This window comes from Erythrobacter sp. RANMB8, from assembly GCF_056848235.1.
This window is the reverse complement of record NZ_JBREHG010000002.1, coordinates 228,776-243,091: the sequence shown is the minus strand read 5'-3', so window position 1 is coordinate 243,091 and position 14,316 is coordinate 228,776. Positions and strand designations below refer to the sequence as shown.

The 14,316-nt window shown below is 66.2% G+C and carries 14 protein-coding genes; 7 read left to right on the top strand and 7 right to left on the bottom strand.

Going from position 1 to position 14,316, the window contains the following annotated elements; genetic code table 11:
* The first annotated feature begins 42 nt into the window (after positions 1 to 42).
* The 4 genes from ACU0AG_RS04235 to ACU0AG_RS04220 are packed head-to-tail and all read left to right on the top strand — an operon-like array spanning position 43 to position 2,876.
* Positions 43 to 1,026 (top strand): GNAT family N-acetyltransferase, encoded by a 984-nt coding sequence (locus ACU0AG_RS04235; RefSeq protein ID WP_482781015.1) that lies wholly within the window; start codon positions 43 to 45, stop codon positions 1,024 to 1,026.
* A gap of 41 nt (positions 1,027 to 1,067) precedes the next feature.
* Positions 1,068 to 1,376 (top strand): acyl carrier protein, encoded by a 309-nt coding sequence (locus ACU0AG_RS04230; protein ID WP_482781014.1) that lies wholly within the window; start codon positions 1,068 to 1,070, stop codon positions 1,374 to 1,376.
* 22 nt (positions 1,377 to 1,398) lie between these two features.
* Positions 1,399 to 2,088 (top strand): alpha/beta hydrolase family protein, encoded by a 690-nt coding sequence (locus ACU0AG_RS04225; protein ID WP_482781013.1) that lies wholly within the window; start codon positions 1,399 to 1,401, stop codon positions 2,086 to 2,088.
* Positions 2,085 to 2,876 (top strand): hydrolase 1, exosortase A system-associated, encoded by a 792-nt coding sequence (locus ACU0AG_RS04220; protein ID WP_482781012.1) that lies wholly within the window; start codon positions 2,085 to 2,087, stop codon positions 2,874 to 2,876. The genes ACU0AG_RS04225 and ACU0AG_RS04220 overlap by 4 nt, the downstream gene beginning before the upstream one ends.
* Here the strand turns inward: ACU0AG_RS04220 and ACU0AG_RS04215 are convergent.
* From ACU0AG_RS04215 to ACU0AG_RS04185, 7 genes are all read right to left on the bottom strand, one after another.
* The gene (locus ACU0AG_RS04215) at positions 2,873 to 4,069 is read right to left on the bottom strand and encodes a class I SAM-dependent RNA methyltransferase (RefSeq protein ID WP_482781011.1); all 1,197 of its coding nucleotides are present in this window, start codon (positions 4,067 to 4,069) and stop codon (positions 2,873 to 2,875) included. The two genes, ACU0AG_RS04220 and ACU0AG_RS04215, sit on opposite strands and share 4 nt — an antisense overlap.
* Positions 4,066 to 5,457, bottom strand: coding sequence for an NAD(P)H-hydrate dehydratase (locus tag ACU0AG_RS04210; RefSeq protein ID WP_482781010.1), 1,392 nt, complete (start codon positions 5,455 to 5,457; stop codon positions 4,066 to 4,068). The genes ACU0AG_RS04215 and ACU0AG_RS04210 overlap by 4 nt, the downstream gene beginning before the upstream one ends.
* Positions 5,454 to 5,768 (bottom strand): hypothetical protein, encoded by a 315-nt coding sequence (locus tag ACU0AG_RS04205; RefSeq protein WP_482781009.1) that lies wholly within the window; start codon positions 5,766 to 5,768, stop codon positions 5,454 to 5,456. The genes ACU0AG_RS04210 and ACU0AG_RS04205 overlap by 4 nt, the downstream gene beginning before the upstream one ends.
* A gap of 10 nt (positions 5,769 to 5,778) precedes the next feature.
* Complete coding sequence (gene ilvD / locus ACU0AG_RS04200; RefSeq protein WP_482781008.1) at positions 5,779 to 7,500, bottom strand: dihydroxy-acid dehydratase; 1,722 nt, start codon at positions 7,498 to 7,500, stop codon at positions 5,779 to 5,781.
* 41 nt (positions 7,501 to 7,541) lie between these two features.
* On the bottom strand, positions 7,542 to 8,258 hold the full coding sequence (locus ACU0AG_RS04195) for an N-formylglutamate amidohydrolase (RefSeq protein WP_482781007.1): 717 nt from the start codon (positions 8,256 to 8,258) through the stop codon (positions 7,542 to 7,544).
* 87 nt (positions 8,259 to 8,345) lie between these two features.
* Entirely contained in the window at positions 8,346 to 9,143 is a 798-nt protein-coding gene (locus ACU0AG_RS04190) for a 4-(cytidine 5'-diphospho)-2-C-methyl-D-erythritol kinase (protein WP_482781006.1), read from the bottom strand.
* Between the two features lie 312 nt (positions 9,144 to 9,455).
* Positions 9,456 to 11,105 (bottom strand): electron transfer flavoprotein-ubiquinone oxidoreductase, encoded by a 1,650-nt coding sequence (locus ACU0AG_RS04185; protein ID WP_482781005.1) that lies wholly within the window; start codon positions 11,103 to 11,105, stop codon positions 9,456 to 9,458.
* A 115-nt stretch (positions 11,106 to 11,220) separates the two neighbouring features.
* Between ACU0AG_RS04185 and ACU0AG_RS04180 the strand changes: the two genes are divergently transcribed.
* Genes ACU0AG_RS04180 through moaB form a run of 3 tightly spaced genes read left to right on the top strand, consistent with a single transcriptional unit; the run spans position 11,221 to position 14,314 of the window.
* Positions 11,221 to 12,024: a uracil-DNA glycosylase family protein gene (locus tag ACU0AG_RS04180; protein ID WP_482781004.1), complete on the top strand. Its 804-nt coding sequence runs from the start codon at positions 11,221 to 11,223 to the stop codon at positions 12,022 to 12,024.
* Complete coding sequence (locus tag ACU0AG_RS04175; RefSeq protein WP_482781003.1) at positions 12,024 to 13,784, top strand: lytic transglycosylase domain-containing protein; 1,761 nt, start codon at positions 12,024 to 12,026, stop codon at positions 13,782 to 13,784. Before ACU0AG_RS04180 ends, ACU0AG_RS04175 begins: the two co-directional genes overlap by 1 nt.
* Complete coding sequence (moaB, locus tag ACU0AG_RS04170) at positions 13,784 to 14,314, top strand: molybdenum cofactor biosynthesis protein B (protein ID WP_482781002.1); 531 nt, start codon at positions 13,784 to 13,786, stop codon at positions 14,312 to 14,314. Before ACU0AG_RS04175 ends, moaB begins: the two co-directional genes overlap by 1 nt.
* Positions 14,315 to 14,316: the final 2 nt, after the last annotated feature.

Here is a 14,316-nt window from a genome sequence, read left to right as displayed (position 1 = left end):
ATCGAAGCGCGGTATCACGATAGCGTTAACGTCTTGCAAGCGTTGAGCGCCAAAGCTGCGGAGCAAGGCACCGCTGCGCCGTTCGACCGGGCGGAGTGGTATGCGCTGCTCGCACAAACCGGCCTGACCCCGCTGGTGGCGATTGCCAGCGATGCGGATAACAGCGCGGCGCTCGCATTGACGGCGCAAGGCGGACGAATCACGCCGCTGCGCAACTGGTACAGCTTCACCTGGCGCGAACTGGCACCGGCAGGGGCTGCGGGTGACCGCTTGCTGGCCGAAATCGCCCGCGGACTGAAGGCGAAAGGCTGGCGCGTGACTCTCGAACCCGTTCCGGGCGAGGATGGCTCTGCCCGGCGGCTGGTGCAGGCATTCCGTGCGGCAGGCTGGCACGTCGCGGTCGAACAATGCGACACCAACCACGTGCTGGACGTGCGCGGGCGCAGCTTTGCCGAATACTGGGAAAGCCGCCCCGGAACCTTGCGCACCACCTTGAAGCGCAAGGCCAAAAAGGTCGAAACCGAGGTGCTGACGCACTTCGATCCGGCCGTCTGGGCCGAATACGAGGCGATCTACGCCGCCAGCTGGAAACCGGCCGAAGATCAGCCCGCGATGCTGCGCGCCTTCGCCGAAGAGGAAGGCGCGGCGGGACGGTTGCGGCTGGGAGTGGCGCGGGCTGACGGGCTGGCAGTGGCCGCGCAGTGCTGGACCGTCGAGAATTCAATTGCCTACATCCACAAGCTCGCGCACCTTGAAAGCCACAAGCCGCTCTCGGCAGGCACGACCCTCAGCGCCGCGCTGTTTGCCCATGTGATCGATACCGACAAGGTCGCGCTGGTGGATTTCGGCACCGGCGACCAAAGCTACAAGGCGGACTGGATGGAAGCCGTGCGTCCCCGTTTCCGGATCGACTGTCTCGACCCGGCACAGCCGAAAAGCTGGGCGCCGCTCGCCAAGCGGATGCTGCGGTCGCTGCGTCATCCCGGCCAAGCCACGGCGCTTGCGCCCGCGCCCGCGCATGGCTAAGCCCCGCGCCCACGGTCGCACGCAGAAAACAGGGTAGCGTCATGGGCACCACGCCATTCACCGAAGGTCCGTTGGACGAAGCCGCGCTCGACCGGCAATTGAAGGCGCTGATCGCCGATGTGCTGGGGCTCGACCCGGCGCAGGCCGCTGCTTTCGGGCCGGATTCGGGCCTGTTCGGGCATTTGCCGGAACTGGACTCGATGGCGGTCGCTGGCCTGCTCACCGAAATGGAAGACCGGCTTGGCATCGTGATCGAGGATGACGATGTCGACGGGGAAATGCTGGAAACCTATGGCGGCCTGCTGGCCTTCGCCCAGGCCAAGCTAGACCCCCTCCAGACCCCGTCTTGACCCCCTCCAGGCCCGTCTTTGCGTGTTTTTCACGTGGAACATTCCTGCTGCTGAAAACGCTGCTTCCCAAGAGGAACAGCTGCTCGCCTTTGACCGCGGGCGGCCGGTGCGGGTGCTGGTGTGCCCTGCATGGTTCGACGAGGCGAACAAGCTCAGGCGCTTCACGGTCGAGGTGATGCGGCGGCTCGACCGGGCGGGGATCGACAGCTTCCTGCCCGATCTGCCGGGCTGCAACGAGAGCCTTGTTCGGCTCGAAGATCAGACACTTGCAGGCTGGCGCTCGGCCATGGCCGCAGCGGCGACGGGCCTTGGTGCGACCCATGTGCTGGCAATCCGTGCGGGGGCGCTGGTCGCTCCGGCAACCCTGCCCGGCTGGCACTATGCCGCGCAATCGGGACCGAAGATGCTGCGCGGCATGATCCGCGCCCGCACGATTTCCTCACGCGAGGCCGGAATTGCCGAGACTTCGGAAGGGCTTATGGCAACAGGGCGCAGCGAGGGGCTGACGCTGGGCGGCTGGGCCATCGGCGCAGCGATGTTCCGCGAACTCGAAGGTGCCGAGCCCGCTCCCACCCCCGGCCAGTCCGATATCGCCCAGTCGCAAATCGGCGGCCCCGGCCTGTGGCTGCGCGCCGAACCGGACCATGATGCCGGACAGGCGGACCGCCTCGCTGCGCTGATTATCGCAGGAATCGAAGAGGTTGCGGCATGACCCGCCTCTCGCACACCTTCGGCTGCCGCGATTTGCTGCTGGCCGGCACGCTCGACACCGCCCCCGGCACCACCGGCCTGCTGATCGTCAGCGGCGGCAACGAGATCCGCTCGGGCGCCTTCGGTGGGCAGGCCGATCTTGCTGCCCGGATCGCCGCCGCAGGCTTTCCGGTGTTCCGTTTCGACCGCCGCGGGATCGGCGACAGCGAGGGCGAGAATCGCGGTTTTCGCCATTCAGCCAGAGACATAGCCGCAGCGCTCGACGCCTTCCGGGCGATGGCCCCGCAGCTTGGCCGGGTGGTCGCTTTCGGCAATTGCGACGCGGCCTCGGCGCTGATGCTGGCGGGCGGTGCAGGGTTTGACGGGCTGGTGCTGTCCAACCCCTGGACCATCGAGCAGGACGAAGGCGGCAGCGAGACGGATGATACGCCGCCCCCGGCAGCCATCCGTGCCCGCTATCTCGAAAAGCTCAAGAACCCCCGCGAAATCATGCGTCTGCTGGGCGGCGGGGTGAACCTTGGCAAGCTGGCGAAGGGCCTGCTGCGATCACTGCGCCCTGCCCCGCCGCCTTCAAACCTTGCGCAGGAAATGCGTGAAGGTCTGGCCACGTTCGGCGGCGAGGTCCGCATTCTGCTTGCGACAGCAGACCGCACGGCACAGGTGTTCGAGGCCGCATGGGACACGTCAGACCCGCGCATCCGCCGCTGCGAAGGCGCAGGGCACGCCTATGTCGAACCGCAGCACCGGGACTGGCTGACGGCAGAAATCCTCGCGGCGTTAAGATCTTAACGCTCGAACAGGCTGACCAGTTCGACATGGGTCGACCAGCGGAACTGGCCGACCGGACGCAGCTTGCGCAACCGGAACCCCGCCCCCGCCAGCACTGCGGCATCACGCGCCCAGCTTGAGGGGTTGCAACTGACATAGACCACCCGCGACAGGGTGCTCGCAGCGATTTCAGCCACCTGCGCCCGCGCACCTGCCCGCGGGGGATCGAGCAGCACTGCGTCGAAACGGCTCAATTCGTCAGGCTGCAGCGGACTGCGAAACAGATCGCGGTGGAGCGCCAGCACATTGCCCCCCGCCCTTGCGCCCCCCGCCTTGCAGGCGAGGTGCGCGGCGCGCTCCGCCTCGACCGCGAGCACCTTGCGGCCCTCCCGCAAGCCGAAGGCAAAGGTGCCGAGACCGGCAAACAGATCGGCGACAATCCGCGCGCCTGCCAGCCATGCGGCCGCATCGGCCACCATCCGTCCTTCCGCATCCTGCGTTGCCTGAAGAAAGGCGCCCGGCGGCAGGCTGACCGGCACGCCTGCAAGCGTGACTGTGGCAGGCTCAGGCTCCCACACTGTCTCCGGCCCGTAGCCCTGATCAATGGTCAGCCGCGCAAGCATCTGATCGCGCGCGAAATCGAGCGCCGCCTCGGTCGGCCCCAACCCTTCGAGCGGAAAGTGCATGAGGCTGACATCGACCCCCTGATCGGCAAGCGTCAGGTCGATCCCGACCATCGCCTTGGGGCCGTGGGCTGCGACAAATCGCCGCAGCGACGGCACCAGCGCCGCGAGCGCGGGATGCAGCACCGGACATTCGGCAAGATCGACAATCCGGTGCGATCCGCCTTCACGATACCCCAAGGCCGCACCGCCTGCGATCCGCAATCCGTGCAGCCCGGCACGCCGACGCGTGGCAGGCGGAGAAAGGTGAACAGGCAGCAACTCCTCCGGCTCCAAGCCTTGCCCCTTTGCGGCATAGAGCACGCGGCCCTCCACGAATTGCGCAAGCGCCTCGTCATCGGCATGCTGCAACTGGCATCCGCCGCAGGTGACGAAATGGCGGCAGGCGGGCGCAATATGGTGCGGCCCCGGCGTAATTGCGCCAGCCTCGTCGACCCTGTCGCCGGGAACAGCGCCAGCGACATGGCGGCCGGTTGCGGTCACGCCATCGCCCTTGGCGGCGAGGCGGATAATCGTTTCGGAATTGCTCACAGGCAGGCCGCTAGCGCCTCTGCCACCCGTTCGGCAAGCTGCGATGGGGTAAAGGCCGCTCCGGCCCGCCGTGCAGCCTCGCCGTGCAGCCACAGCGCCTCGCAGGCGGCAGCAAAGGGATCCGCGCCGCACGCCATGCGGCTGACTGCAATGCCGGCAAGCACATCACCCGTCCCTGCCACCGACAGCCAGCTTGGCGCCGGGGCGGCCAGCGCCAGTCTGCCATCGGGCGCGGCAACCACGCTATCCGGCCCCTTGGCCAGCACGACCATCCCGCTGACCCGGGCCAGAGCGAGAGCCCGCGCCTGGCGCCCTTCGGCTATCACCCCGAAATTGCGGCATAGGGTCTCAAGCTCGCCATCATGCGGGGTGGCGAGCAGCGGAATCTCGCGCGCGAGCATATCCGGCGCGATCAGGCCAAGCGCATCGGCATCAAGCACAAGCGCGGGGGCCAATCGCAAGGTATCGCGCAGCATGGCCTGCGCCGCTGCATCCCTGCCGAGCCCCGGCCCGACCAGCAGCGCAGCAATGCGCGGATCGGCCAGCACCTCTGACAAGGGCGCGGTTTCGGTCACGACATCGGCAGGTGTACGCGGATCAGGCGTGCGGGCGAAGAGCTTGACGTAGCCAGCTCCGGCGCGCTGCGCGGCAGCAGCGGCAAGCAGGGCTGCCCCCGGCATGGCCCCGCCGATAATCCCTGCCAGCCCCCTGCGGTATTTGTGGCTATCGGCCGCGGGAGGCACGATGCGTGGCCGAGTAACCAGCTGCGCCGCCCCCTCGATGCTGGCAATCCCGATTGGCACCAGCCGCAGTTGCCCCATCATGGCCCGGCCCGGCAGGCGCCAATGTGCAAACTTCCACGCGCCAAGCGCGAGTGTCAGATCATAGGCCGGCAGCCGCTCGTTGAGCGCCGCGCCGCTATCGCTGGCAATGCCCGATGGCACATCGATCGCCACCCGGTAACGGTGACGCGCTGCAAGATCGCGCAGCAACAGCGCGTGTTCGGCCACCAGTGGGCGGGTGAGGCCGGATCCGAACAGGCAGTCGACAAACACCTCACCATGCCCGCCGCTGTCTGCGGTAACCACCGGACCGCCCCAGCGCTGCCGCGCATTCCGCGCCGCCTCTGTCGCGGGAACCAGCGGGGCGATGACAGAGACGGAATTGCCCGCCTCCCGCAAGCGCCGGGCCATCACATAACCATCGCCACCATTATTGCCGGGGCCACACAGAACCGTGACACTGCGTCCTGCCGCAACGCGCCTAACCCATTCAGCCGCGCCCCCTGCGGCAATCTCCATCAGGTCCGGGATGCTTGTCCCCGCATCCAGCAGCGCCTGCTCGGCAGCGCGCATCTGTTCGGCGGTGAGGACTTGTGCATCGGTCACGGTGAGGGCGGATCGATCAGGTTCAGCGGGATCCGGTAGCGGTCTGCGCCGACCGCAAATGCAAGTATCCCGCCATCGCTTTGCTCTGCCACCAGCGCATCCGCGCCGTCCCGCGGTACAAGTGCGCCCGTTTCAGGGTCGCGGGTCAAACGCCGGAAGCCACCATCGGGATGGTGAAGGACAATATCGTCCCCTGCCAGCTCCAGCGTGCAGACAGCCGAAAAATCCGCACCAGCACCGATCGCGCAATCGACATCATCCCCCGGCGGCAGCGGACTTTCAGCGCCGCATGCCGCCAGCAGGGCAAGCATCGCGAGGGTGCTAGATATCCGCAAACACATGGGTTTCCGCCTTCGCGCCGGGATGGGTGAGCGCGCCGTACCGCGCCTTGCCGACGACCTGGCTGTAACGCCACAAGGCTCCCGCCTGATAGTCGTTGGTGCGCGGCTGCCACTTGGCGCGGCGCTCGGCCAGCACCTCCTCGGCCACTTCGAGATCGATGGTCCCCGCCACGGCGTCGATGGAGATGATGTCGCCATCCTCGACCAGCGCGATCGGGCCGCAATCGGCCGCTTCCGGGCCGACATGGCCGATGCAGAAGCCGCGCGTGGCGCCCGAGAAGCGCCCGTCGGTGATCAGCGCGACCTTCTCGCCCATGCCCTGCCCGTAAAGCGCGGCGGTGGTGGAGAGCATTTCGCGCATGCCGGGACCGCCCTTGGGGCCCTCGTAGCGGATCACGATAACGCAGCCTTCCGCGATGTCGCGGGTTTCGACGGCGGCAAAGGCATCTTCCTCGCAATCGAACACGCGGGCCGGGCCGGAGAATTGCAGGCGCGCCATCCCGGCAACCTTCACGATCGCGCCATCGGGGGCGAGGCTGCCCTTGAGGCCGACCACGCCGCCGGTGGGGGTGATCGGGGTCTTCACATCGTAGAACACCTTCTGGTCAGGGTTCCAGGTGATCTCCTCAAGGTTCTCGCCGATGGTCTTGCCGGTGACGGTGATCGGGTTGGGATCGATGAAACCGCCGTCGAGCAGCGTCTTCATCGCCATGTAGACCCCGCCCGCCTCGTGCATGTCTTTGGCGACATACTTCCCGCCGGGCTTCAAGTCCGCGATGTAAGGCGTTGATTTGAAGACTTCGGCAACATCGAAGAGGTCGAAGTCGATCCCCGCCTCGCTCGCCATCGCGGGCAAGTGCAGCGCGGCGTTGGTCGAGCCGCCGGTGGCAGCGACCACGCGCGCGGCGTTCATAAAGGCCTCGCGGGTGCAGATATCGCGCGGGCGCAGATTGCGGGCGACAAGCTCCATGACCTGCTTGCCGGCGGCAACCGCGATATCGTCACGCGATCTGTAAGGAGCAGGCGCCATGTTGCTGTTGGGCAAAGACAATCCGATTGCCTCCCCGACACAAGCCATCGTGTTGGCGGTGAACTGCCCACCGCAAGCGCCGTGGCCGGGGCAGGCGACCTTTTCGAGCGCGATCAGCTCGGTCAGCGGGCAGTTGCCAGCAGCAAACTGGCCCACGGCCTCGAACACGTCGACCACGGTCACATCGTTCCCCCGATGGGTGCCGGGGAGGATCGAGCCGCCGTAAACGAAGATGCTCGGCACGTTCAGCCGCAGCATCGCCATCATCATGCCGGGCAGGCTCTTATCGCAGCCTGCAAAGCCGACAAGCGCATCATAACAATGCCCTCGCACCGACACTTCAATCGAATCCGCAATGATCTCACGGCTGATGAGCGAGGATTTCATGCCCTGATGGCCCATTGCGATGCCGTCGGTCACGGTGATGGTGTTGAACCGGCGCGGGGTGCCGCCGCCTGCGATCACACCCTCGCGGCAGATATCGGCCTGCGCGTTCAGGGTGGTGTTGCAGGGGGCCGAGTCGTTGCCCGCGCTGACCACGCCGACAAAGGGCGCGGCGATCTCTTCCTCGGTCATGCCCATCGCGTAGTAATAGGAACGATGCGGCGCGCGCTCCGGCCCGACCGACACGTGGCGGCTGGGGAGCTTCGACTTGTCAAACTTCTGCGACATAAGATTTCCCGGTGAAGGCGGTTTGCGAAATGCCCTTGCCTTCAGCAAAGCGCGGACGCAACCCTTTGCGCGATCTGGCTGAGCAAAGCGGCCCAGCGGGCGTGATCCTCCGGCGTCTGCGTCAGATCCTGCCGCAGTTCGATGCCGAGATATGGTCTCCCCGCCGCTTCGGCATGGCGGTTCATGGTGTAATTGAGATCGCGCCCCGAATAGGGAAGGTTGTCGCCGACATTAAGCCCCTCGGCTTCGAGCAAGGGGATGGCGATGCGCGCGGCGCGATCATCCTGATTGTAGAGCACCCCCACCTGCCACGGCCGCGCCGCCTCGGAGGTGGCAAGGCGCGGGGTGAAGGAGTGGAGCGAAAGGATCAGGGCCGGTTCTGCGGCTGCCAGCCACGCGGCCAGCGCGGTGTGATAGGGGCGGTGGAAGCGGTTCAGGCGCTCTTCGCGGTCGGCACCGAAATTGCCGGGGATCGGGTGGCCGTCGCTCTCGGGCGGGACGAGGCCGGGGGCGGTCTCCTCGCGGTTGAGGTCGCACACGAGGCGGCTGACGGCGGCGATGTGGGCGGGGATGGCGTGGTCTTTCGCCAGTAGCACGGCGATCGCCTCGGTGCCGATGTCGAGCGCGATATGTTCGTGGAACAGGTGCGCGGGGATGCCGAGGTCGATGTCCGCGGGCACGTGGTTCGAGGCATGGTCGGCGACCAGCACGATCCCGCCGGGCGTGGGCGTGCCGAGTTGGCGGTAGGCTTCACTCATGCCCCCACCTCCGTTCGCCTCGAGCGAAGTCGAGAGGCTTGTACAGGGTGTCTCGACTACGCTCGACACGAACGGACTTTGGAGCGATCACCGCAGCCGCCCCGCCATCGTCCACCACCCGGCAGGCATGGCCGCCGCCGCCGCATCGCGGGCCTCGGGGGTGTCGTAGAGTGCAAAGCAGGTCGCGCCCGAGCCGGACATGCGGGCGAGCCACGGGTTAGTGGCTTGCAGGGCCGTGAGCACCTCAGCGATAACAGGGCATAGCGAAATTGCAGGGGCTTCGAGGTCGTTGCGCCCTTCCCTCGCGATCCGGCTGGCGGGGCCATCGGGGAGCGTGCCGCGATCCTCGCCATCCCACGCCTTGAACACCGGCCCGGTCGAGAGTGGCACGCGGGGGTTGACCAGCAGGACAGGGGTTCCGGCGAGGTCGTCCGAGACACCCTCCTGCTCGGTGCCGGTGCCGAGGCCGATATGGGTGCGGCTTAGAACGCAGGCAGGCACATCCGCGCCGAGTTTTGCGGCGCGCGCTGGCCAGTCGTCCGGCAGGCCGCGCAATGCCTCGACCATGCGAAACACCGCCCCCGCATCCGCCGATCCGCCGCCAAGGCCAGCCGCCACCGGCAAGTTCTTCTCCAGCGTCACCGCGAGACCCTGCGGACGAGGCAGGGCATTAAGGGCCTTAGCCACAAGATTGTCGAAGGGATTATCCAGCCCGCCCGCAAACTCGCCCAGCGTGGTGACGCTGTCGGTGGCGGCAGGCGCTGCGCTGAGCACATCGCCCGCATCGACGAAGGCGAACAGGGTCTCAAGCTCGTGATACCCGTCCTCCCGCCGCCTGCGGACATGCAGCGCGAGGTTGATCTTGGCGTAGGCGGTTTCGATCAACGCCTTAGCTTCCCACACCCCAGAGCAATGCAATTATGGCCAGTAGCAGGATCGGTATACCAATTAAAAGGCAGCCCGCCCCAATTTCCTCCATCTCTCGCTTGTCAAATATGATGCCAACAAAAGCACCAACAAACAATCCTGCAACCAACCCCAAGATTACAAAAAGAATTGCTCCACCCAAACCACCTAGCGAGAATCCCCAAAATAAGCCTGCGATTGCACCCGCAATACTGCAGTATTTGGCCGAACGATCCCGATTTCTTTCACTAAACCAAGGCAAAGCTCACCTCAAATACTGGAGCAACTAAATCACATATTCGGGTAGTTCGGCCCGCCGCCGCCTTCCGGCGTCACCCATTTGATGTTCTGGTTGGGGTCCTTGATGTCGCAGGTCTTGCAGTGGACGCAGTTCTGCGAGTTGATCTGGAACTTGGGCGCGCCGGTCTTTTCGTCGGTGAGCCATTCATAGACCCCCGCCGGGCAGTAGCGGGTCGAGGGGCCGCCGAACACCGCCAGCTCGCTGGCCTGCTGCAAGCCCAGATCGGCCACCTGCAGGTGCACCGGCTGATCCTCGGCGTGGTTGGTGTAGCTGTAAGCGACGTTGGTCAGGCGGTCGAAGGTGATCACGCCGTCGGGCTTGGGGTAGTCGATCTTCGGGTAGAGATCGGCGCGGCCCGTGTAGGTGTAGTCCGGCTTGTGCTTCATGCTGATGGGCAGGCCGATCTTCAGCGTGCGCATCCACATGTCGATGCCGGCGAGCGCGGTGCCGATATCGCCGCCATACTTGGCAACCGCCGGCTGGGCGTTCTGCACCAGCTTCAGCTCGGTGGCGATCCAGCTCGAACGCACCGCCGCGTCGTAATCCGACAGCTCGGTATTGGCGCTCCCCGCCGCAATCGCCGCCGCGATGCTTTCCGCGGCCAGCATCCCGCTCTTCATCGCGGTGTGACTGCCCTTGATGCGCGGCACGTTGACGAAGCCCGCCGCGCAACCGATCAGCGCGCCGCCCGGGAAGGCGAGCTTGGGGACCGACTGCCACCCACCCTCGTTGATCGCCCGCGCGCCGTAGCTGACGCGCTTGCCGCCCTCGAGATATTCGCGGATCGCCGGGTGGTTCTTCCAGCGCTGGAATTCCTGATAGGGCGAGACCCAGGGGTTCCTGTAATCGAGCGCGGTCACGAAACCCAAGGCCACCTGCCCGTTGGCCTGATGGTAGAGGAAGCCCCCGCCCCAGCTGTCGCTCTCGGTCAGCGGCCAGCCCTGCGTGTGGATCACGCGGCCGGGCTTGTGCTTCTTGGGATCAATGTCCCACAGCTCCTTGATGCCGATGCCGTAGACCTGCGGCTGGCAATTGGCCTCAAGATCATACTTCGCCTTCATCTGCTTGGTCAGATGCCCGCGCGCGCCTTCTGCGAAGAGGGTGTACTTGGCGTGGATCTCCATGCCCGGCTGGTAGTCGCCCTTGTGCGAGCCATCGGCGGCGATGCCCATGTCCTGCGTGATCACGCCCGCGACCGCGCCGCTTTCGTCGATCATCACTTCGGCAGCCGGGAAGCCGGGGAACACCATCACGCCCAGCCCCTCGGCCTGTTCGGCGAGCCAGCGCGCGAGATTGCCGAGGCTGCCGGTGTAGCAGCCATGGTTGCTCATCAGCGGCGGCATGATCGCGTGGGGGAAGGAGGTCTTGCCGGTCTTGGAGAGCACCCAGTGCCAGTTGTCGGTCACCGGGGTCTCGGCCATCGGACAGCCCATCTCGCGCCATTCGGGCAGCAATTCGTCAAGCGACTTGGGATCGACCACCGCGCCCGACAGGATATGCGCGCCGATCTCCGAACCCTTTTCGAGCACGATCACCTCAAGCTCGGCATTGAGCTGCTTGAGCTTGATCGCCGCCGCAAGGCCCGCCACCCCGCCCCCGACGATGACGACATCACAGGGCATTGATTCACGTTCGCTCATGGGGCTTTCCTGATCCTCGACAAGTTTTGGCGCGCTCGCCGCACATTCCGGCGAAATGCAGTCCCTGTGCACTTGCTAACTGGGATTCGGACAGTCAAGACCCCGCATTGCTAGCATGGCCCAACCGACGCTCTCCCTTGCCCGTGAATTCGAAGCGGCGCTTGCCTGGTGGCAGGCGGCGGGGGTGGACCATGACTTCACCGATGACGCTACGGCGTGGTTGGCCGATGCGCCGCTCGATGCGCCGCCGCCGGCAGCCGGGGCGAGGCGGTCCGGTGCGTCTCAGGGGGGCGTTCAGGCAGGCAGCGCGGTGCGCGATGCGATGCCACGGGCGCCTGCGCCGGCTCAGCCATCACCTCTGCCCGAGGTTATCCGCCGCAATCTTCTGGGCGATTCGCCGCCTGCCGATCTGCCTTCGTTCCGCCAGTGGTGGCTGGAGAGCGATGCACTTGATGCCGCCCGCACTTTTCCACGGATTGCGCCACGCGGACAAACAGGCTCCGCGCTGATGGTGCTGGTGCCGCAACCCGAAGAAGGCGACCGGGAACGCCTGTTGGAAGGGCCGCAAGGTCGCCTGCTCGCCAATATTCTGGCGGCCATGGGTATCAGGGACGAGGTGGTCTACATCGCCTCCGCGCTCCCCAGCCATATGCCGGTGGCCGATCTGGCGATGCTCGCAGCTAGCGGGATGGACGCGGTGCTGGCCCACCACATCGCGCTGGCTGCACCGCAACGGCTGCTGGTGTTCGGCACCGGCCTTGCCGCGCTGCTGCCGCGGTCTGGCGAACAGCCTTTACGTGAAATCAACCATGCCCATGGCAAGGTCCCGGTTATGGTCAGCGAAACGCTTGACGCCCTGATGGAAATGCCGCGTCTGAAGGCGCGGTTCTGGAAGAGATGGATGGAATGGTCAGCCTGATGAATGGGTATGCGCGCGCCGGAATGGCGGCGATGGCGCTGGCGGGACTGGCATTGCCGGTCGCCGCGCAGGCGCAATCGGGCGCACTGGTGGCCGACTGGCGCGGCGAAGCACGCGGCGAGGCGGCGCTCAAGCCCGTGCTCTCGGGCGAGGATCGTGAACATTACCGCCAGCTGTTTGCCGCGATTGACCGTGAACAATGGCCTCTGGTGGAAGAACTGCTCGCCAAACGCCCTGACGGCGTGCTGACCCAGACCGCACAGGCGGCCTATTACACTCACGCTAAAAGCCCCAAGATCGCGCCCGAGCAGATTGCGGCATGGTTCAACGCAGGTGTCGATCTGCCGCAAGCCGAACAGCTGGCGCGGATGGGTGCCAAGCGCGGGGTGACTGCTCTGCCTGCCCTTCCGCAAGGTCAGGGCTTTGCCCGCCAGCCCTATGCGCCCAAGCGCATCCTGCCGCGCACGGTCAGCGACGGGACCATGCCCGCCGCCACTGCGAGCGCCATTCTCGCCGCGATCAAGGCCGACAACCCTACCGAGGCCCAGCGCCTGCTGGCCGAGGCTGACTGGCAGCTATCCAGCGATGCCCGCGCCGAGTGGCGCCAGCGCGTCGCCTGGAGCCACTATATCGAAAACAATGATACCGCCGCACTGGAACTCGCCCGCACCGCGGCCGAAGGCACCGGCGAATGGGTCGCCGAAGGTGCCTGGACCGAAGGCCTGGCCGCGTGGCGACTGGGCTATTGCTCGCTCGCTGCCGAGGCTTTTGCCCGGACCGCAGGCCGCGCATCCAATCCCGAACTGGCTGCCGCAGGACATTACTGGGCGCACCGTTCGCTGGTGCGCTGCCGCGAACCGGGGCAGGCGCAGCAGCATCTCAATGCCGCTGCACAGATGCACGAGACGCTCTACGGCATGCTCGCCGCCGACCAGCTTGGCGTCGAATTGCCCGCCCATGCGCCGCCGCCGCCGTTCGGGCGTGATGACTGGGAGCAACTCTCGCGCCGCAGCAATGTCCGCGTGGCGGTAGCACTCACCGAAATCGGGCGCGCGGGCATGGCCGATGAAGTGCTGCGCCACGAGGCAAAGATTGGCCCTGCCGGCCAGTTCGGCGCGCTGTCCCGCCTTGCCCGCGAACTGGGACTGCCCTCGACCCAACTGTGGATGGCGCACAATGCGCCCTATGGTGCGAGCAGCGATCCCTCGCTGCGCTTCCCGGTGGCGCACTGGCAGCCGGTGGGCGGCTGGCAAGTCGATCCGGCGCTCGCCTTCGCCCACGCGCTGCAGGAATCGAACTTCCGTGCCAATGCTGTCAGCCCGGCCAACGCCCGCGGGCTGATGCAGATCATGCCCGGCACAGCCCGCGACCATTCGGGCCGCCTCAGCCTTGGCGCCTCTTACGAGGATTTGAACGATCCGCAGGTCAACCTTGCCTATGGCCAGCGGCATCTTGCCATGTTGCGCGATCATCCGGCGACCGGCGGGGTCCTGCCCAAGATCATGGCCGCCTATAACGCCGGCCTCACCCCGATCGGGCGCTGGAATGCCGAGATCAACGATCAGGGCGATCCGCTGCTGTGGATGGAATCGATCCCCTATTGGGAAACCCGCGGCTGTGTCGCGATCGTGATGCGCAATTACTGGATGTATGAACGCGCCGCCGGCGTCGCCTCGCCCAGCCGCCGCGCTCTGGCACAGGGTCGCTGGCCGGAGTTTCCGCGGGCAGGCACGGTGCGTTCGGCAAGGCTGGAGCCGTAATGGCGATCGACGAGGCCCGCGTTTTCAAACCGATCAACATTGCGGTGCTGACCGTGTCCGATACGCGCACGGCGGAAAATGACACATCGGGCGATATTCTGGCGCAGCGGGTGACCGGCGCAGGCCATACCCTCGCTGCCCGCATGATCGTGAAGGATGACGCCGCTGCCCTCGCCGCGCAGTTCGAGGCGTGGATCGACGATCCCGCCATTGACGCCATCGTCAGCACCGGCGGCACCGGCCTTACGGGCCGCGATGTCACCCCGGAAGCGCTGGCCATGATCAATGGCGCACGCGATATTCCCGGCTTCGGAGAGCTGTTCCGCTGGCTCAGCTACAAGAGCATCGGCACCAGCACGGTGCAATCGCGGGCCTGTGCGGTGGTGGCGCGGGGCACATATATCTTCGCCCTGCCCGGATCGAACGGCGCGGTGAAGGACGGGTGGGATGGCATCCTGGCGGAGCAGCTCGACAGCCGCAACCGGCCCTGCAACTTCGTGGAACTGATGCCGCGCCTCAAGGAAGTCTAGAG